Below are 18,567 nucleotides of genomic sequence, written 5' to 3' on the forward strand. Positions count from 1 at the left end.
GGACCCTGTGGGAGAGTAGGACGCCGCCGAACAATCATTGTGGGAAAGCCCCGCACCTTATGGTGCGGGGCTTTTCTGCGTTCAGGAGACCCCTGTGCCGCCGGCCGTCCGGGCTGAAGGTAAGGTCATGGGGCCATCGTCAGCTCGTTCCCACAGGAGGCCCCCGGGTGGAGGTCCAGGAGACCCGTGTTCAGACGGACCGGGTACTCACCATCCCCAACATCCTCAGCATGGCTCGCCTTGTCGGCGTGCCTCTGTTCCTGTGGTTGATCCTGAGGCCCGTCTTCGGCGGGCCCAACAGTGACGGCTGGGCACTGCTCGTCCTGGCGCTCAGCGGCGTCAGCGACTATCTGGACGGGAAGCTCGCGCGGCGCTGGAACCAGATCAGCAGCCTCGGCCGGCTGCTCGACCCCGCCGCCGACCGGCTCTACATCCTTTCCACTCTTCTGGGCCTCACCTGGCGGGAGATCCTCCCGCTCTGGCTCACCGCCGCCCTTTTGGCCCGTGAGCTGATGCTGCTGGTCATGGTGGGCATCCTCCGCCGGCACGGCTATCCTCCGCCGCAGGTCAACTTTCTCGGCAAAGCTGCCACTTTCAACTTGATGTACGCGTTCCCGTTGCTGCTCCTCAGTGACGGAGAGGGGTGGCTCGCGTCACTGGCCGAAGTTTTCGGGTGGGCCTTCGCCGGATGGGGTACAACTCTGTATTGGTGGGCAGGGATCCTCTACGTGGTCCAGGTCCGTCGACTCGTGAAGGCGGATACCGCGGCCGATTGAGCCCGTCCGTCCTGTGCCTGGCAACGACGCCGGCGGGATCGGGATGCCTAAGGGGCCTTTGAGTGAACGGGTGAAGTCGGCAGGACCGTCGTCTCTTCAAGGAGGACGCTTCCGACATGAAGGCCGTCGTGATGGCCGGTGGCGAAGGCACACGCCTTCGCCCCATGACCTCGAGCATGCCCAAGCCTCTTCTGCCGGTGGTGAACCGGCCGATCATGGAGCACGTCCTGCGACTGCTCAAGAGGCACGGTCTCAACGAGACCGTCGTCACCGTACAGTTCCTCGCCTCTCTCGTCAGGAATTACTTCGGGGACGGCGAAGAGCTCGGAATGGAGCTCACCTATGCCAACGAGGAGAAGCCGCTCGGCACCGCGGGGAGTGTGAAGAACGCCGAGGAGGCGTTGAAGGACGACGCCTTTCTCGTCATCTCCGGCGATGCCCTCACCGACTTCGACCTCACCGATCTGATCCGCTTCCACAAGGAGAAGGGCGCGCTCGTCACGGTCTGTCTGACCCGGGTGCCCAATCCGCTGGAATTCGGCATCACGATCGTCGACGAGGAAGGCAAGGTCGAACGCTTCCTGGAAAAGCCCACCTGGGGCCAGGTCTTCTCCGACACGGTGAACACGGGCATCTACGTCATGGAGCCCGAGGTCTTCGACTACGTCGAGGCGGACGTTCCGGTCGACTGGTCGGGTGACGTCTTCCCGCAGCTCATGAAGGACGGCAAGCCGATCTACGGCTATGTCGCCGAGGGCTACTGGGAGGACGTGGGCACCCACGAGAGCTACGTGAAGGCCCAGGCGGACGTCCTGGAGGGCAAGGTCGACGTCGAGATCGACGGCTTCGAGATCTCGCCCGGGGTCTGGGTGGCAGAAGGCGCCGAGGTCCATCCCGACGCCGTGCTGCGCGGGCCGCTGTACATCGGCGACTACGCCAAGGTGGAGGCCGGCGCGGAGGTGCGCGAGCACACCGTGATCGGCTCCAACGTCGTCGTCAAGAGCGGCGCCTTCCTGCACAAGGCCGTCATCCACGACAACGTCTACATCGGGCAGCAGAGCAATCTGCGCGGTTGCGTCGTCGGCAAGAACACCGACGTGATGCGGGCCGCCCGGATCGAGGACGGGGCCGTCATCGGGGACGAGTGCCTGATCGGTGAGGAATCGATCGTGCAGGGCAACGTCCGCGTCTACCCGTTCAAGACCATCGAGGCCGGCGCCTTCGTCAACACCTCCGTCATCTGGGAGTCCCGCGGCCAGGCACACCTCTTCGGGGCCCGCGGCGTGTCCGGCATCATCAACGTGGAGATCACGCCCGAGCTGGCCGTGCGGCTCGCCGGGGCGTACGCCACCACGCTGAAGAAGGGCGCGACCGTCACGACCGCGCGTGACCACTCCCGTGGCGCGCGGGCGTTGAAGCGGGCGGTGATCTCGGCCCTGCAGGCCGCCGCCATCGACGTACGCGATCTGGAGAACGTGCCGCTGCCGGTGGCGCGGCAGCAGACGGCACGGGGATCCGCCGGCGGGATCATGGTGCGGACGTCGCCCGGCGCGCCGGACTCCGTGGACATCATGTTCTTCGACGAGCGGGGCGCCGACCTGTCGCAGGCGGGGCAGCGCAAGCTCGACCGGGTGTTCGCGCGCCAGGAGTACCGACGGGCGTTCCCCGGAGAGATCGGCGACCTGTCCTTCCCGGCCAGCGTCTTCGACTCGTACACCGGCTCCCTGCTGCGGAACGTGGACACCTCCGGCATCGCGGAAGCGGGTCTGAAGGTGGTCGTGGACGCGGCCAACGGCAGCGCGGGACTCGTCCTGCCGAGCCTTCTCGGCCGGCTCCAGGTGGATTCGCTGACGATCAATCCCGGTCTCGACGAGTCGCGACCGACGGAGTCCGCGGAGAGCCGGCGGGCCGGGCTGGTGCGGCTCGGGGAGATCGTCGCCTCGGCGCGCGCCGCGTTCGGGGTGCGCTTCGACCCGGTCGGCGAGCGGCTGTCGCTGGTCGACGAGCGGGGCCGGATCATCGAGGACGACCGGGCGCTGCTGGTCATGCTGGACCTGGTGGCGGCCGAGCGGCGATCCGGTCGGGTCGCCCTGCCCGTGACGACCACGAGGATCGCCGAGCAGGTCGCCGCGTACCACGGTACCCAGGTGGAGTGGACGACGACCTCGCCTGACGACCTCACCCGGGTCGGCCGTGAGGAGTCGACGATCTTCGGCGGTGACGGCCGTGGCGGCTTCATCGTGCCGGAGTTCAGCAGCGTCTTCGACGGCGCGGCGGCGTTCGTGCGGCTCATCGGCCTGGTGGCCCGTACGCAGCTCACGCTGAGCCAGATCGACGCCCGCATCCCGCGGGCGCACGTGCTGAAGCGGGACATCGCCACTCCGTGGGCGGTGAAGGGTCTGGTGATGCGCCGGGTGGTGGAGGCGGCAGGCGACCGGTCCGTCGACATCACCGACGGTGTGCGAGTGGTGGAGGCCGACGGACGCTGGGTGATGGTGCTGCCCGACCCGGCGGAGGCCGTCACCCATCTGTGGGCCGAGGGCCCGGACGACGGCTCGGCGCAGGCTCTGCTCGACGAGTGGTCGGCGGTCGTCGACAGCGCTGGTCACTAGGCGGGAGGCGGACGCACGAGGCCCGTGAGCCGGGAGGTACCGACCGGTACCTCCCGGCTCTCCGGTGGGGCCATTCGGCGGTACGGCGCGCGACGTGCGACGATGTGCGGCATGTCGCAGCAGCCCCCCGTTCGGAGCACAGGAACGCCACCTCCGCGTCCGGACGCTTCCATGTCGCTGCTGAACAACGTGATCGACCACGCGGTGGACGACGGTTACGCGGAGGCCTCGGCCCGGCGCGCCGCCGAGGGCGGCGGGATGCCCCGTACGATCCGGGCCAAGCTCGGGCTCGCGGCCGGCCTCGTGCTCGCGGCGGCCGTCGTGACGCTCGGTGCGGCCGAGGCCCGGGTGTCCGCGCCGGTGGTCGCCAAGGAGCGGCAGGAGCTGATCGACCGGATCGAGTCGGAGACGTCGGCGGCGGACAAGCTGGAGACGGACGTCGAGCGGATCCGCGCCGAGGTCGGCGAGCGGCAGCGCAAGGCGCTCGAGCAGCACGGCGGTGACCAGGCCGAGCTGGTGGCGCTTCTGTCCGGGGCGACCCCGGTGCACGGGCCGGGCGTCAAACTGGTCGTGGACGACGCCAAGGGCACCGACACGGGTGGCGGCGGTCCGCGCGAGAGCAGTGGGTTCTCCGACACGGGCCGGGTCCGCGACCGTGACATGCAGCGGGTCGTGAACGGCCTGTGGGAGTCGGGCGCCGAGGCGGTCGCGATCAACGGACAGCGGCTGACCGCGCTGTCGGCGATCCGGGCGGCGGGCGACGCCATACTGGTCGACAACAAGCCGCTGGTGCCGCCGTACACGATCCTCGCCGTCGGCGACGGACAGCGGCTGAGCACGGCGTTCCAGGACAGCGCCGACGGCCAGTACCTGCACGCGCTGCAGGAGAACTTCGGGATCCGTACGAGCATCTCGGCGGAGGGCGACGTACGTCTGCCGGCCGCGCCGAGCCTGATCGTACGCACAGCAGAGCCGAGGGGAGCCGGGGCGGCGAAGGCCACCGGGCAGGCCACGGCCGACACAGGGAAGGGCACATCTTGATCGCCGTACTGGGCCTGATCGTCGGAGTCGTGGTCGGACTGTTGGTCCGGCCCGAGGTTCCGGCGGTGGTCGAGCCCTATCTTCCGATCGCGGTCGTCGCCGCCCTCGACGCGGTCTTCGGCGGACTGCGCGCCATGCTCGACGGGATCTTCGTCGACAAGGTCTTCGTCGTGTCGTTCCTGTCGAACGTGGTCGTGGCGGCGCTGATCGTCTTCCTCGGTGACAAGCTGGGCGTGGGGGCGCAGTTGTCGACCGGTGTGGTCGTCGTGCTGGGCATCCGGATCTTCTCGAACGCCGCCGCCATCCGCCGACACGTGTTCCGGGCGTGAGGCCGATGAGCGAGAACGAGAACGGGCTCGAGAACGAGAACGGGCGCGAGAACGGGCGCGAGCGGGAGAACCCGGACGCGAACCGGCGGGACGGCACCCCGGCCCGGAAGCCGGACGAGACCGGCACCCCGCGGCAGCCCCAGGAACAGCCGCACCAGCCGCAGGAACAGCCGCACCAGTCGCAGGAACAGCCGCACCAGTCGCAGGAACAGCGGCCGAGACCTCCGCAACCCGAGCAGCCCGGGCCGCAGCACCCGGAGCGGCCGGCTCCGCCGCGGCCGCAGCAGCCCGGGCCGCAGCGACCGGGCCCGTCGCAGCCGGAGCAGCCGGAGCCGCCGGGACCGCGGCCGTTGCCCGCGCCTGCCCCCGTTTCCCAGGCCGCGCCCCAGGCCCCGCCGGCCCCCGCCCCCCAGGCAGCGGCTCAGCCCGCGCCGGCGGCCCCGCCGGCCGAGCCGCCGGTGTCCGGGCGGGAGCGGCTGGCCGCCAGTCTGTGGCCGCCGCGGGTCAGCAGGGCCCAACTCGTCGTGGCGCTGCTGCTGTTCGTCCTCGGTCTCGGTCTGGCCATCCAGGTGCGGTCGACGAGCGACAACAGCGCGCTGCGCGGCGCCCGCCAGGAGGACCTGGTGCGGATCCTCGACGAGCTCGACGACCGCACCCAGCGCCTGGAGGACGAGAAGACCCGGCTGGAGAACCAGCTGGGCGAGCTGGAGTCCAGCTCGGACCAGGCCGAGGAGGCCCGCAAGCAGACCCAGGAGAAGGAGCGGCAGCTCGGCATCCTGGCCGGTACGGTCGCCGCCGAGGGGCCGGGGATCACGCTGACGATCACGGACTCCGCCGGTGCCGTCGAGTCGGACATGCTGCTCGACGCCATCCAGGAGCTGCGGGCGGCGGGCGCGGAGGCGATCCAGGTCAACGACGTGCGCGTGGTGGCGGACAGCTACTTCTCGGGCAGCGGACGCGACATGCAGATCGATGGAACGCAGGTGACCGCTCCGTACGTCTTCAAGGTCATCGGCAAGCCGGAGGATCTCGAGCCCGCGCTCAACATCCCCGGCGGCATCGTCCAGACGTTGGAGAAGGAGCAGGCCACGGCCACGGTGGAGCGTTCGGGGAAGATCGTCGTCGACGCCTTGCGACCGGCGAAGCGGCCTGACTACGCTCAGTCGTCCTCGCAGTGAGGCGGGGCTCGATGACGGTCGCGCGGCAAGGGCATGACCTTGCGGGGGGTCGCCGCACCACATGGGTGGTGCGTGGTGGAAACTGTCGAGTGGATACGGACGTTGTGAAGGTGTCCGGGTCGGCAGGTGTGTTGAGTCAGGGTTCGTCCTGCCCCACGGGCGGGTCTGTTTCGGTCAAGGGGAATCGCCCGTGAAGTTGTTTGCGAAGTTGTTCGGCAAGAGCGGACGCGAGGACGGCGGCGACGCCAGGCATCGCGCTCCGCGTCACGCCCAGAGTGAGGAACAGGGCGCGGAGCGCCCGCTCTTCCGTGACGAGGTCGGTGGCCAGGGTGGCGACATTCCGGGCACACAGGGCGCGTCTTCTGTTGACCCTGCCAGTGCCGGGCGCATAGGTTTCGGAGAACCATCAACCTCGAGTACGGGTGGAGGCTTTGCTTCCGATCCGTATGCGACCCAGACCTCCGCGGGGCAGCCGCGGCAGGAGGACGCGGCCATGCCGGTGTGTACGAGGTGCGGTCACCGCAACACGGCGGACAGCCGTTTCTGCTCCCACTGCGGAACGCCGCTGCGTGGTGGAGTGGCGCCGGAGCGCGCTTCCGAGACGACCTCGACGATCTCCATCTCGGGGCTCGAGGCCTACGACTCGGAGGTCACCGGCCAGACCGCGCTCCCGGCGCTGTCGGCCGAGACGCTGGCGGCGGTGGAGGCCCTGCCGGCCGGTTCGGCGCTGCTGATCGTGCGCCGCGGTCCGAACTCGGGCAGCCGCTTCCTGCTGGACGGCGAGCTGACCACGGCCGGCCGCCACCCGCAGAGCGACATCTTCCTCGACGACGTGACCGTGTCGCGCCGTCACGTGGAGTTCCGGCGGCAGCCCGACGGCACCTTCACGGTGTCGGACGTCGGCAGCCTCAACGGCACCTACGTCAACCGCGAGCCGATCGACTCGGTCGTGCTCTCCAACGGTGACGAGGTGCAGATCGGCAAGTACCGGCTCGTGTTCTTCGCGAGCCAGCGGGGCGTGTGACGCCCCGGAGAACCTTCAGGGAAGGTCCATGCTGCGTACACCGACGGGCGGTGCCGGTCCCGGCGCCGCCGCCGCGGGCGACCGGCTGGTCAGCATCGGTACGGTGCTGAGCCAGCTGCGCGACGAGTTTCCCGAAGTGACCATCTCCAAGATCCGGTTCCTGGAGGCCGAGGGGCTCGTCGAGCCCCGGCGGACGGCCTCCGGCTACCGGAAGTTCAGCCCGCAGGACGTCGAGCGGCTCGCCCGCATCCTGCGGATGCAGCGGGACCACTACCTCCCGCTCAAGGTGATCCGCGAGCATCTGGACGCCCTCGCCCGGGGCGAGCAGATCAGACTGCCCGCACCCGCGGGCCCCTCGCGCGAGCTGCTCGACGGGGCCTGGGACGGCGAGGGCGGCCGTCCCACCGCGGCGCGGCTCGGCCGGGCGGAGCTGCTCGCCGCCGCCGAGGTGACCGAGGCCGAGCTGGCCGACTGGGAGTCGTACGGGCTGATCGCCCAGGCCGAGGGCGGCGGCTACGACGCCGAGACCGTGACCGTCGCCAAGCTCGTGGCGGATCTGGGGAGATTCGGTCTGGAACCCCGCCACCTGCGGGCCGTGAAGGCCGCCGCCGACCGGGAGGCCGGTCTGGTCGAGCAGGTGGTCGCGCCGCTGCGCCGGCACCGTAACCCGCAGACCAGGGCCCATGCGGAGGCCACCGCGAAGGAGCTCGCGGGACTGTCCGTGCGGCTGCACGCGGCACTGGTCCAGACCGCTCTCGGGCTCCGGCTGCAGTGAACCGGGGACGGCCTTCGGACGGCCCGACTACCCAAACCGGTCGGGCACGTCCTAGGGTTGCTGTGTGAACGAGCTCGACGTTGTGGGTGTCCGGGTGGAAATGCCCTCCAACCAGCCGATCGTGCTCCTGCGTGAAGTGGGAGGCGACCGGTACCTCCCCATCTGGATCGGACCGGGGGAGGCGACCGCGATCGCCTTCGCCCAGCAGGGCATGGCCCCGGCCAGGCCGCTGACGCACGACCTGTTCAAGGACGTGCTGGAGGCCGTGGGGCAGGAGCTCACCGAGGTCCGCATCACCGATCTGCGCGACGGCGTCTTCTACGCAGAGCTGGTCTTCGCCAGCGGTGTCGAGGTGAGCGCCCGGCCGTCCGACGCGATAGCGCTCGCGCTGCGCACCGGGACGCCGATCTACGGCAGCGACGGGGTGCTCGACGACGCGGGCATCGCGATCCCGGACGAGCAGGAGGACGAGGTGGAGAAGTTCCGCGAGTTCCTCGACCAGATCTCGCCCGAGGACTTCGGCACCAGCAACCAGTAGCCGAGCGAGCGGCCGGCGCTCCCGGCGGCCGTGTCGGACGGGCGGCGGGCGACCCGCCGGCGGCCTGAGGCATTCGAGTAGCCTTTCCCCGGCGCGGGGCACGGGAAACCACTCTTCGGGTGATTATCACTCGGCGTGCCGAGTGTGGCGATCGTTGACGCACCCCGAGTGACTGCCTACCTTCGTGTGGGCAGGTCAAGGACGGAGGGTCGGCGTGATGAGCAGCGGCGACGGTACGGCAGGGGGCTTCCTGGGGCGTGCCTCCGGGGGGAAGGGTCCGTATCCGCTTCACGGCAGTGTGGGCGGCCTCGGCACGGCCACGGGAGCGGCCGCGACGCCTGCGGGCGAGGCCCAGGAGACCGTCGGCTACCGCGGCCCCACGGCCTGCGCCGCGGCCGGCATCACGTACCGCCAGCTGGACTACTGGGCGCGCACCGGCCTCGTCGAGCCCAGCGTACGGCCCGCGTACGGCTCGGGCACCCAGCGGCTCTACAGCTTCCGTGACGTCGTGGTCCTGAAGATCGTCAAGCGCTTCCTGGACACCGGGGTCGCGCTGCAGAACATCCGGGCGGCGGTGCAGCACCTGCGGGCCCGCGGATTCCGCGACCTCGAGCGCATGACCCTGATGAGCGACGGGGCGACCGTCTACGAGTGCTCGTCGCCGGACGAGGTCGTCGACCTGCTCCAGGGCGGGCAGGGCGTCTTCGGCATCGCCGTCGGCGTGGTCTGGCGTGACGTCGAGGCGGCGCTGTCGCAGCTGCACGGCGAGCGCGTCGACACCGGCGAGACGCTGATCGGGCACAACCCGGCCGACGAGCTGGCGCGGCGGCGCCGGGACCGCGCCGTCTGACCCCGCCGCTCCGCGCCGCAGGGAACCGGCCCGTACACATGTGCGGGCCGATTGTCAGTGGTGTGGGGCAGCATCGGAACCGTGAGAGCCGCCCCCACGATCCTGCATCTCGACATGGATGCCTTCTTCGCCGCCGCCGAGCAGGCGTCGAAGCCGAGCCTGCGCGGAAAACCCGTGGTCGTGGGCGGGCTCGGGCCGCGCGGAGTGGTCGCGACCGCGTCGTACGAGGCGCGGCGCTTCGGCGTGCACTCGGCCATGCCGATGGCGCAGGCACGGCGGCTCGCGCCGAACGCGGCGTACCTGGTGCCGCGGTTCGCCTTCTACCGGGCGATCAGCGGCCAGGTCATGGAGCTGCTCGGGCGGCTCTCGCCCCTGGTCGAGCCGCTGAGCCTGGACGAGGCCTTCGTCGACCTGGAGGTCGGCGGCGTCGCGGACGACGGCGCGAGCGCGCGGGCCGCGGGGGAGCGGCTCCGGCGGGACATCCTCGCGACCACCGGCCTCACCGGGTCGGTGGGCCTCGCCGGTTCCAAGATGCTCGCGAAGATCGCCTCGGAGGAGGCCAAGCCGGACGGTCTCGTGCTGATCGAGCCGGGCACGGAACGGGAGCTGCTCGGGCCGCGCTCGGTGCGGATCATCCCCGGCGTCGGTCCGGCCACCGGCGAGCACCTGCGGCGGGCCGGGATCACGACGGTCACCGGCGTGGTGGAGGCGGGCGAGGACGAGCTCGTACGGCTCCTCGGGAAGTCCCACGGGGCCTCGCTGTACCTGCTGGCCCTCGGGCACGACGACCGGCCCGTGGTGGCCGAGCGGGACGCCAAGTCGGTGTCCGTGGAGGACACCTTCGACGTGGACCTGCACGACCGGCTGCGGATCCGGCTGGAGGTGGAGCGGCTCGCGGAGCGGTGCGTGACGCGGCTGCGCGGATCCGGGCACTCGGGCCGGACGATCGTGCTGAAGGTGCGGCGCTACGACTTCTCGACGCTGACCCGTTCCGAGACGCTGCGCGGACCCACGGACGACCCGGTGGTGGTGCGCGAGGCGGCGGCGCGGCTGCTCGATCTGGTGGACACGACCGGAGGCGTGCGGCTCCTCGGCGTCGGGGTGAGCGGGCTCGCGGACTACACGCAGGAGGACCTGTTCGCCCAGGCGGAGGCCGAGGCGCGGGCGGAGGCGCGGACCGGGGCTCCGTCGGAGACGGACGCCCCCGACGGGGCGGCGGGCGAGGCGGGCGGAGCCGGGGAGGCCGCGGGCGCATCCCCTGCCGTGGTCGCCGCCGCGGGTGGGGCCGCGTCCTCAGCCGCGGCAGCCTCCCCGGCCGACGCGGACGCGCCGCCGACGGCCACGGAGGGCGTCGAGCGGCGCTGGGCTCCCGGGCTCGACGTACGGCACGTTGTCCACGGGCACGGGTGGGTGCAGGGCAGCGGCGTCGGCCGGGTCACCGTCCGCTTCGAGGAGCCGACCTCGGCGCCCGGCCGGGTGCGCACCTTCGCGGTCGACGACCCGGAGCTCGAGCCCGCGGACCCGCTGCCGCTCGTCCCCGGCGCGACGGGTACGACAGGCGTGGCGTGAGGTGGAGGAGGCGGGAGGGGCCCGTCAGGCCTCCTCCTGGCCCGCCAGGCGGCCGAAGTCGCGGGGCGAGGCGTCCGGGGGCGCGGGCGGCAGCGCGAGGCTGTAGTGGCGGTAGAGCTGGAGTTCCTGCTCGGGGGAGAGGTGGCGGCCGACGCCGAAGTCGGGAGCGTCCTTGATGAGCGCGCGCTCGTACGGGACGTGGAGGCCGTCGCCGGCCAGTTCGCTCGGCTCCAGGGGGACGAACGCGTCCCGGCTGAACAGGCCGGTGCGGACGGCGGCCCATTCGGGGACGCCCGTCGCGTCGTCCAGGTACACCTCGTCCACGGTGCCGATCTTGTGTCCGTTCCGGTCGAACGCCTTGCGGCCGATCAGGCTGCGCGGATCGATGTCGGTCTGCACGGTCCCTCCAACTGGTCGCAACTGCTCTGCAAGCTCTACGAAAGTGCACATCTGGGATGTCGGCCACTTGAGCGATGGAAGGAGGAACGGCGCTGGTAGGCTGGCTGTGGCTGTGGACCCCGCGCGGGAGAGTCCTCCGGAGAAGGCTTCCGGAGGCGCCGAAGGAGCAAATCCTCCCCGGAATCTCTCAGGCACCCGTACCGCGTGGACGAGGTCACTCTGGAAAGCAGGGCGGACGTCGACGGCTTCCGCCCTCACCGACGGTGAAAGCCGGCCTGCCCTCGGGGCACGGCCGGTGAAGCTCTCAGGTTGAGATGACAGAGGGGGAGGCCGTCCGGGCACCCGCGCCGAGGTGCCCCTCGTAGGTCGTGACGACCAGGAGGCCCCCGTACATGACCGCCAACCGCATTCCGCTCTCCGAGCTCGAGCAGGGAATCCCCTTCGAGCAGCGGCACATCGGGCCCGACGCCGAGGCGCGGGCCAAGATGCTCGCCCAGGTCGGATACGGCTCCCTCGACGAGCTCACGGCCGCCGCCGTGCCGGACGTCATCAAGAACGCCGAGGCCCTGGCCCTGCCGGGGGCCCGCACCGAGGCCGAGGTGCTGGCCGAGCTGCGCTCCCTCGCCGACCGCAACCAGGTCCTCGCCCCGATGATCGGCCTGGGCTACTACGGGACCTTCACCCCGCCGGTGATCCTGCGCAACGTCATGGAGAACCCGGCCTGGTACACCGCGTACACGCCGTACCAGCCGGAGATCTCCCAGGGCCGCCTGGAGGCCCTGCTCAACTTCCAGACCATGGTCGCCGACCTCACCGGTCTGCCCACCTCCGGCGCCTCGCTGCTCGACGAGGGCACCGCCGCCGCCGAGGCCATGGCGCTCTCCCGCCGCGTCGGCAAGGTCAAGAACGGCGTCTTCCTGGTCGACGCCGACGCCCTGCCGCAGACCATCGCCGTCATCGAGACCCGCGCCGAGCCCACCGGCGTCGAGGTCGTCGTCGCCGACCTGTCCGCCGGCATCCCGGCCGAGGTCGCCGAGCGCGGCGTCTTCGGCGTGCTGATCCAGTACCCGGGCGCCTCCGGTGCCATCCGCGACATCAAGCCGGTCGTCGACCAGGCCCACGAGCTCGGCGCGATCGTCACCGTCGCCGCCGACCTGCTCGCCCTGACCCTGCTGGCCTCGCCCGGCTCGCTCGGCGCCGACATCGCCGTCGGCACCACCCAGCGCTTCGGCGTCCCGATGGGCTTCGGCGGTCCGCACGCCGGCTACATGGCCGTCCAGGACAAGCACGCCCGCTCGCTGCCCGGCCGTCTCGTGGGCGTCTCCGTCGACGCCGACGGCAACAAGGCCTACCGCCTGGCCCTGCAGACCCGCGAGCAGCACATCCGCCGCGAGAAGGCCACCAGCAACATCTGTACGGCGCAGGTCCTGCTCGCCGTCATGGCCGGCATGTACGCCGTGTACCACGGCCCCGAGGGCCTCAAGGGCATCGCGCGCCGCACCCACCGCTACGCCGCGATCCTCGCCGCCGGTCTGCGCGCGGGAGGCGTCGAGCTCACCCAGGGCGCCTTCTTCGACACCCTCACCGCCCGCGTCCCGGGCCGCGCCGACGCCGTCGTCGCCGCCGCCCGCGAGGCCGGAGTGAACCTGTACCGCGTCGACGCCGACCACGTGTCCGCGTCCTGCGACGAGACCACCACGCGCGCCAACCTCGCCGCCGTCTGGGCCGCCTTCGGCGTCGACGCCGACGTCGAGGCCCTGGACGCCGTCACCGAGGACGCGCTGCCCGTCGACGCGCTGCGCACCGACGCGTACCTGACCCACCCGGTCTTCCACGCGCACCGCTCCGAGACCTCGATGCTGCGCTACCTGCGCAAGCTGGCCGACCGCGACTACGCGCTCGACCGCGGCATGATCCCGCTCGGCTCCTGCACCATGAAGCTGAACGCGACCACCGAGATGGAGCCGGTGACCTGGCCGGAGTTCGGCCAGATCCACCCCTTCGCCCCGGTCGAGCAGGCGCAGGGCTACGTGACGCTCATCACCGAGCTCGAGGAGCGCCTGGCCGAGGCGACCGGCTACGACAAGGTGTCGATCCAGCCGAACGCCGGCTCGCAGGGCGAGCTGGCCGGTCTGCTCGCGGTCCGCGCGTACCACCGCGCGAACGGCGACACCCAGCGCACGGTCTGCCTCATCCCGTCCTCCGCGCACGGCACCAACGCCGCCTCCGCGGTGATGGCCGGCATGAAGGTCGTCGTCGTCAAGACCGCCGAGGACGGCGAGGTCGACGTCACCGACCTGCGCGCCAAGATCGAGCAGCACCGCGACGAGCTCGCCGTGCTGATGATCACGTACCCGTCCACGCACGGTGTGTTCGAGGAGCACGTCTCCGAGATCTGCGGCCTGGTGCACGAGGCCGGCGGCCAGGTGTACGTCGACGGCGCCAACCTCAACGCCCTGGTCGGCCTGGCCAAGCCCGGTCACTTCGGCGGCGACGTCTCGCACCTGAACCTGCACAAGACCTTCTGCATCCCGCACGGCGGCGGCGGCCCGGGCGTCGGCCCGGTCGCGGTCCGCGCGCACCTCGCGCCGTACCTGCCGAACCACCCGCTGCAGCCCACCGCGGGCCCGGAGACCGGCGTCGGCCCGATCTCGGCCGCCCCGTGGGGCTCCGCGGGCATCCTGCCCATCTCCTGGTCGTACGTCCGCCTCATGGGCGGCGAGGGCCTCAAGCGCGCCACCCAGGTCGCGGTGCTCGCCGCGAACTACATCGCCAAGCGCCTCGAGCCGCACTACCCGGTGCTCTACACCGGCCCGGCCGGCCTGGTCGCGCACGAGTGCATCGTCGACCTGCGGCCGCTGTCGAAGAGCACCGGCGTGAGCGTCGACGACATCGCCAAGCGTCTGATCGACTACGGCTTCCACGCGCCGACCATGTCGTTCCCGGTCGCCGGCACGCTGATGATCGAGCCCACCGAGTCCGAGGACCTCACCGAGCTCGACCGCTTCTGCGACACCATGATCGCGATCCGCGCCGAGATCGAGAAGGTCGGCTCCGGCGAGTGGCCGGCCGACGACAACCCGCTGCGCAACGCCCCGCACACCGCGGCGGCGCTGGGCGGCGAGTGGAACCACGCGTACAGCCGCGAGGAGGCGGTGTTCCCGGCCGGCGTCTCGGTCGCGGACAAGTACTGGCCGCCGGTCCGCCGGATCGACGGCGCGTTCGGCGACCGCAACCTGGTCTGCTCCTGCCCGCCGCTGGACGAGTACGACAACTGAGCATGACGAGAGGGCCGGTTCGGAGCGCGTCTCCGGGCCGGCCCTCGGTCTTTCCCGTGCCCCTGAGGCGCGGGCGGACGGCCGTCAGGCCGCCGTCGTCACCCCGGCCGCCGTCAGCGGGCGGTGCGGGGCGATGATCTGCCCGTCCGGCAGCAGCTCACCGGTGTCCTCGAAGAGCAGGACGCCGTTGCACAGCAGGCTCCAGCCCTGTTCCGGGTGGTGGGCCACAGGGCGGGCGGCCTCCCGGTCGGCGGAGTCGGCGGTGGGACAGGCGGGCTGGTGCTGGCACATGGAGGGATTCTTTCGCTGCGTCGTGGTGGATGTCCTGCGGCTCTTCGTCGGCATGGCCGCCCCCGTCGGTCGGTTCGGTTCCGGTCCCCAGTCTTGCCCTACGGACGGCTTTCCGCAGGGATTTCGCGGCAGCTCGTCCTCTCCGGGGAAGACGCATCACCCTTCGGGGCGGTTCGGCTCAACCACCCCGTCACTTAGGGGGGTTCGGGGTGGTCCCAGTGGGCTAGTCCGAACGTGACCCGCCTCGGACAGCAGTGCGCCCCGGGACCCGTAGGCCCTGGGGCGCACTGCTGTCCGAGAGGGCGCGCGGTCAGGCCGTCGCGCTCGCGGCGGAGCCGAGCAGGGGCGGCGGGGTGAGCCGCAGACCGATCACCGGGAGCAGATCGGCGAGCCCGTAGGGGCGGTTGGCCGCGATCCCGGGCGGGGCGGGCGCGAGCGGCACCAGCAGGTCCGCCGGTCCGGGCTCGGTGCCGGCCCCGTCCGCTTCGGTGTCGGCGTGCAGCCACAGCGTCAGCATGTAGAGCTCCGGCACGGAGAGCAGCCGCGGCTGGTACGGGGTGGGCAGCGCCTCGGCCTGGATCAGGGCCCGTTCGGTGGCCGCGACGTAGGGACCCTCGAAGAAGTGGGAGAAGGTCCAGCCGTCGGGCGTGAGCATGGTGTCGGCGGCGGCGATCGCCCGGTCCCCGTTGCGGATGAGGAAGCGCCAGCCCGCCAGCCGGGTGCGCGGTGGCCGCTGACCGGCCGGGCCGGCGGCCGCGGGCGTGTCGAGCACGTGGACGGGCAGGGGCAGTTCGGGGCTCAGCGGTCCCTGTGCGGTCCGCAGGGCCGGTGTGCGCGGTTCTCGTACCGCCGAAGGCGAGCCGAGGGCCGCGAGGACACTGCGGAGGGCCGGCGCGGGGGCCGGGGAGGGTCGGAGCATGATGGGTCGCCTCTCACTCAGGAGACACGGTGAAGCGTGGGCAGGTAATCGACGGCGCTGTCAGCGACGGGGCCAGAGAGGGGGGCCATGGGTGCATGGCCGTGCGCCAACACTCTGCCTCGTGCGCGGAGTTTATACGACACGTGTTCACACAGTGTTTCCGCTAGGCGCCGGTGATATTCCTGACAAGGCGTCATTCGGTCGTATTCCCCGGGCGATTCGATGGAATGCATGGCTCCGCGAAACCGCTGCCTGCGCTTTCTCCGCCGGGCCGGTCGGCCGAATCTCGCCCCGTGCTGCGCCGGTGCAGTGCGGACAATATGACATTGGTATATGTCGATTCTCTTTGCCCGTGGAGACTGCCTCCGGAGAAAGCCTGCCAAGAGTAACGGATCACACCTGCGTTCCGCAGGGGTTGTCGATCAGCCGACGGGGCATCATCGTCCGTGACGCTCGCGGCCGTCGCGGCGGCCGCCCACTCGGGAAGGACCCTCGATGGGGGAGAAGGTCGTGGCCGACGGGTTCGGCCCGTCCGACCGGCAGCGCTACCGTCGCAAGCTCCAGCAGTGCCTCGCGGCACTCGCGCGACTGCTCGCGGAGAAGCGGTTCGACCGGCCCCGCAATCTCATGGGCCTGGAGATCGAACTCAATCTCGCGGGCGACGACGGGCTGCCCAGGATGCTCAACGCACCGGTTCTCGACCGGATCGCCAGCCCGGATTTCCAGACCGAACTCGGCATGTTCAACCTGGAAGTGAACATCGCCCCGCACCGGCTCGACGGCCACGTATTCGACCGGCTCGCCGAAGAACTCCGCATCGGACTCGGGTACGCCGACCGCAAGGCCCGGGAGCTGGACGCGGGCGTCCTGATGATCGGCATACTGCCGACGCTCACCCAGGACGACGCGGTCCACGCGAACCTTTCCGCGGCCGACCGCTACGCGCTCCTCAACGACCAGATACTCGCCGCCCGCGGCGAGGACTTCACGCTCGACATCCAGGGCGTGGAGCGGCTGCACTGCACCGCCGCCTCGATCGTCCCGGAGGCCGCCTGCACCTCGGTTCAGTTGCACCTCCAGGTGACCCCGCCGCGCTTCGCCGCCCTGTGGAACGCGGCCCAGGCCGTCGCCGGGGTCCAGATAGCCGTGGGCGCCAACGCGCCCTTCCTGTTCGGGCACGAGCTGTGGCGCGAGTCCCGGCCGCCGCTGTTCACCCAGGCCACCGACACCCGGCCGCCCGAGCTGCAGGCACAGGGCGTGCGCCCGCGCACCTGGTTCGGCGAGCGCTGGGTGGACTCGGTCTACGACCTGTTCGAGGAGAACCTGCGCTACTTCCCGGCCCTGCTGCCGATCTGCGAGGACGAGGACCCGCTGCGCGTCCTGGACGAGGGCGGGGTGCCCAGGCTCCAGGAACTGGTCCTGCACAACGGCACCGTCTACCGCTGGAACCGGCCCGTCTACGGCTGGGTCGACGGCGTCCCCCACCTGAGGGTGGAGAACCGGGTGCTCCCGGCCGGACCGACGGTCACCGACGTCGTCGCCAACGCCGCCTTCTACTACGGACTCGTCCGCTCGCTCGCCGAAGACTCCCGGCCGGTCTGGAAACGGATGGACTTCGCCGACGCGGGCCACAACTTCGACACCGCCTGCCGCCACGGCATCGACGCGGAGCTGCGCTGGCCCCGCCCGGGACGCGCCGGCGGCGTGCAGACCGTGCCCGCCGTACGGCTGGTACTCGACGAGCTGCTGCCGCTGGCCGCGGCCGGGCTCGACGCCTGGCACATCGAGCGGCGCGACCGCGACTTCTACCTGGGCGTGATCGAGGAGCGCTGCCGGCGGCGGGTGAACGGCGCCTCCTGGCAGGCGGACACCTTCCACCGGTTCCTGGAGTCGGGCCTCGACCGCCCGGCCGCCCTCGCGGCCACCACCCGGCGCTACCGCGAGCTCATGCTCACCGGGGAGCCGGTGCACACCTGGCCGGTGGGGGCCGAGAGCGCCGCACCGGTCACGTAGGTAGGGTTCCCCGTATCCCGGAGGGCGAGCGCGAGGGAGAGCGGGCGTGGTGTCGGAGCAACGAACGGTGGACGCTTCCCTGCCTCCCGACGGGCTCCCGCGCGGAATCCTGCGCTCCGAGACGCTCATCGTGCTCGCGCTCTCGCTCGGCGCGAGTGCGCTGTCCTCGCTGATCAGTTTCGTCGGCTCGCTGACCAAGCCCGGCTCCCTCAAGGCACAGGCCGCCACGCTCAACGGCTCGTACGCTCCGGGGCGGCCGTGGCTCGACCTGGCGTGGCAGCTGTTCGGCATCGCCAGTGCGCTCGTGCCGGTCGTCCTCGTCGCCCACCTGCTGCTGCGCGAGGGCGCCGGGGCGCGCGGGCTGCGGGCGATCGGCTTCGACCGCACCCGGCCGTGGCCGGACCTCGGCCGCGGGGCGCTCGTCGCGGCCGGCATCGGCAGCGCCGGCCTCGCCTTCTACCTGGCGGCGCGCGCCTCCGGGTTCAACCTCACCGTGGTGCCCGAGTCGCTGCCCGACGTGTGGTGGAAGTACCCGGTCCTCATCCTCTCGGCGATCCAGAACTCCGTCCTGGAGGAGGTGATCGTCGTCGGCTACCTGCTGCGCAGGCTCGACCAGTTGGGCTGGTCCCCGAAGGCTTCGCTCGCGGCGAGCGCGGTGCTCCGCGGCTCGTACCACCTGTACCAGGGCATCGGCGGATTCCTCGGCAACATGGTGATGGGCGTGGTGTTCGCGTGGCTGTACCGGCGCTGGGGCCGGGTGGGCCCGCTGGTGGTGGCGCACGCGCTGCTCGACATCGTGGCCTTCGTGGGCTACGGGCTGCTCGCCGGGAAGGTGAGCTGGCTCCCGACGCCGTGAGTGCGCGGCGGTACGGGGGCTCGCCTCAGGGGCGTACGGCAGGGGCCGTACGCCCCTGAGGCGTTCTCGGGGCCCCGGGGCCCCGGGTGTCCCAGGTCCTCGGGATGCCCCGGGGCCTC

Annotated in this window: 16 protein-coding genes and 1 riboswitch; of the genes, 13 read left to right on the top strand and 3 right to left on the bottom strand. The window is 71.4% G+C overall.

Going from position 1 to position 18,567, the window contains the following annotated elements; genetic code table 11:
* Positions 1-167 precede the first annotated feature (167 nt).
* The 10 genes from clsA (at position 168) to ESG85_RS03625 (ending at position 10,692) form a co-directional block, all read left to right on the top strand.
* Complete coding sequence (gene clsA, locus ESG85_RS03575; protein ID WP_128976538.1) at positions 168-776, top strand: cardiolipin synthase ClsA; 609 nt, start codon at positions 168-170, stop codon at positions 774-776.
* 116 nt (positions 777-892) lie between these two features.
* Positions 893-3,388 carry a mannose-1-phosphate guanyltransferase gene (locus ESG85_RS03580; protein ID WP_128976539.1) on the top strand — a complete coding sequence of 832 codons (2,496 nt, stop codon included), beginning with the start codon at positions 893-895 and terminating at the stop codon, positions 3,386-3,388.
* 111 nt (positions 3,389-3,499) lie between these two features.
* Positions 3,500-4,429 carry a DUF881 domain-containing protein gene (locus ESG85_RS03585; protein WP_128976540.1) on the top strand — a complete coding sequence of 310 codons (930 nt, stop codon included), beginning with the start codon at positions 3,500-3,502 and terminating at the stop codon, positions 4,427-4,429.
* On the top strand, positions 4,426-4,758 hold the full coding sequence (locus tag ESG85_RS03590) for a small basic family protein (protein ID WP_015032176.1): 333 nt from the start codon (positions 4,426-4,428) through the stop codon (positions 4,756-4,758). The genes ESG85_RS03585 and ESG85_RS03590 overlap by 4 nt, the downstream gene beginning before the upstream one ends.
* A gap of 350 nt (positions 4,759-5,108) precedes the next feature.
* The gene (locus ESG85_RS03600) at positions 5,109-5,936 is read left to right on the top strand and encodes a DUF881 domain-containing protein (RefSeq protein ID WP_128976608.1); all 828 of its coding nucleotides are present in this window, start codon (positions 5,109-5,111) and stop codon (positions 5,934-5,936) included.
* 61 nt (positions 5,937-5,997) lie between these two features.
* A complete protein-coding gene (locus ESG85_RS03605; RefSeq protein ID WP_128976541.1) occupies positions 5,998-6,960 on the top strand; it encodes an FHA domain-containing protein in 963 nt (320 codons plus the stop codon).
* Between the two features lie 28 nt (positions 6,961-6,988).
* Positions 6,989-7,735: a transcriptional regulator FtsR gene (gene ftsR, locus ESG85_RS03610; protein ID WP_128976542.1), complete on the top strand. Its 747-nt coding sequence runs from the start codon at positions 6,989-6,991 to the stop codon at positions 7,733-7,735.
* 64 nt (positions 7,736-7,799) lie between these two features.
* Positions 7,800-8,273, top strand: coding sequence for a bifunctional nuclease family protein (locus tag ESG85_RS03615; RefSeq protein WP_128976543.1), 474 nt, complete (start codon positions 7,800-7,802; stop codon positions 8,271-8,273).
* Between the two features lie 217 nt (positions 8,274-8,490).
* Entirely contained in the window at positions 8,491-9,123 is a 633-nt protein-coding gene (locus tag ESG85_RS03620; protein ID WP_181018953.1) for a MerR family transcriptional regulator, read from the top strand.
* A gap of 81 nt (positions 9,124-9,204) precedes the next feature.
* Positions 9,205-10,692 (top strand): DNA polymerase IV, encoded by a 1,488-nt coding sequence (locus ESG85_RS03625; protein WP_128976545.1) that lies wholly within the window; start codon positions 9,205-9,207, stop codon positions 10,690-10,692.
* 24 nt (positions 10,693-10,716) lie between these two features.
* On the opposite strand, the gene ESG85_RS03630 is transcribed toward ESG85_RS03625, so the two are convergent.
* Positions 10,717-11,091 (bottom strand): PRC-barrel domain-containing protein, encoded by a 375-nt coding sequence (locus ESG85_RS03630; RefSeq protein ID WP_181018954.1) that lies wholly within the window; start codon positions 11,089-11,091, stop codon positions 10,717-10,719.
* Between the two features lie 114 nt (positions 11,092-11,205).
* Positions 11,206-11,304: riboswitch (glycine riboswitch) on the top strand.
* A gap of 179 nt (positions 11,305-11,483) precedes the next feature.
* Between ESG85_RS03630 and gcvP the strand changes: the two genes are divergently transcribed.
* On the top strand, positions 11,484-14,369 hold the full coding sequence (gcvP, locus tag ESG85_RS03635; RefSeq protein WP_128976547.1) for an aminomethyl-transferring glycine dehydrogenase: 2,886 nt from the start codon (positions 11,484-11,486) through the stop codon (positions 14,367-14,369).
* Between the two features lie 84 nt (positions 14,370-14,453).
* Here the strand turns inward: gcvP and ESG85_RS03640 are convergent, their stop codons facing one another.
* Entirely contained in the window at positions 14,454-14,660 is a 207-nt protein-coding gene (locus ESG85_RS03640) for a DUF5999 family protein (protein ID WP_128976548.1), read from the bottom strand.
* A 310-nt stretch (positions 14,661-14,970) separates the two neighbouring features.
* On the bottom strand, positions 14,971-15,579 hold the full coding sequence (locus tag ESG85_RS03645) for a hypothetical protein (RefSeq protein ID WP_128976549.1): 609 nt from the start codon (positions 15,577-15,579) through the stop codon (positions 14,971-14,973).
* Between the two features lie 495 nt (positions 15,580-16,074).
* Here ESG85_RS03645 and ESG85_RS03650 point away from each other — a divergent pair, with 495 nt between their 5' ends.
* Positions 16,075-17,592 (top strand): glutamate-cysteine ligase family protein, encoded by a 1,518-nt coding sequence (locus ESG85_RS03650; RefSeq protein WP_128976550.1) that lies wholly within the window; start codon positions 16,075-16,077, stop codon positions 17,590-17,592.
* Positions 17,593-17,641: 49 nt separating this feature from the next.
* Positions 17,642-18,448 carry a CPBP family intramembrane glutamic endopeptidase gene (locus ESG85_RS03655; RefSeq protein WP_425471147.1) on the top strand — a complete coding sequence of 269 codons (807 nt, stop codon included), beginning with the start codon at positions 17,642-17,644 and terminating at the stop codon, positions 18,446-18,448.
* Positions 18,449-18,567: the final 119 nt, after the last annotated feature.

Source organism: Streptomyces roseicoloratus, from assembly GCF_004117935.1.
Lineage (GTDB): Bacteria > Actinomycetota > Actinomycetes > Streptomycetales > Streptomycetaceae > Streptomyces > Streptomyces roseicoloratus.

Excerpts from the sequence above, each read along its gene's own strand:
- ESG85_RS03620 (WP_181018953.1), top strand. The coding sequence starts at position 8,491 with ATGAGCAGCGGCGACGGTACGGCAGGGGGCTTCCTGGGGCGTGCCTCC.
- ESG85_RS03605 (WP_128976541.1), top strand. The coding sequence starts at position 5,998 with ATGGGTGGTGCGTGGTGGAAACTGTCGAGTGGATACGGACGTTGTGAA.
- ESG85_RS03585 (WP_128976540.1), top strand. The coding sequence starts at position 3,500 with ATGTCGCAGCAGCCCCCCGTTCGGAGCACAGGAACGCCACCTCCGCGT.
- ESG85_RS03640 (WP_128976548.1), bottom strand. The coding sequence starts at position 14,660 with ATGTGCCAGCACCAGCCCGCCTGTCCCACCGCCGACTCCGCCGACCGG.
- ESG85_RS03580 (WP_128976539.1), top strand. The coding sequence starts at position 893 with ATGAAGGCCGTCGTGATGGCCGGTGGCGAAGGCACACGCCTTCGCCCC.
- ESG85_RS03645 (WP_128976549.1), bottom strand. The coding sequence starts at position 15,579 with ATGCTCCGACCCTCCCCGGCCCCCGCGCCGGCCCTCCGCAGTGTCCTC.
- ftsR (WP_128976542.1), top strand. The coding sequence starts at position 6,989 with ATGCTGCGTACACCGACGGGCGGTGCCGGTCCCGGCGCCGCCGCCGCG.
- gcvP (WP_128976547.1), top strand. The coding sequence starts at position 11,484 with ATGACCGCCAACCGCATTCCGCTCTCCGAGCTCGAGCAGGGAATCCCC.
- ESG85_RS03650 (WP_128976550.1), top strand. The coding sequence starts at position 16,075 with ATGGGGGAGAAGGTCGTGGCCGACGGGTTCGGCCCGTCCGACCGGCAG.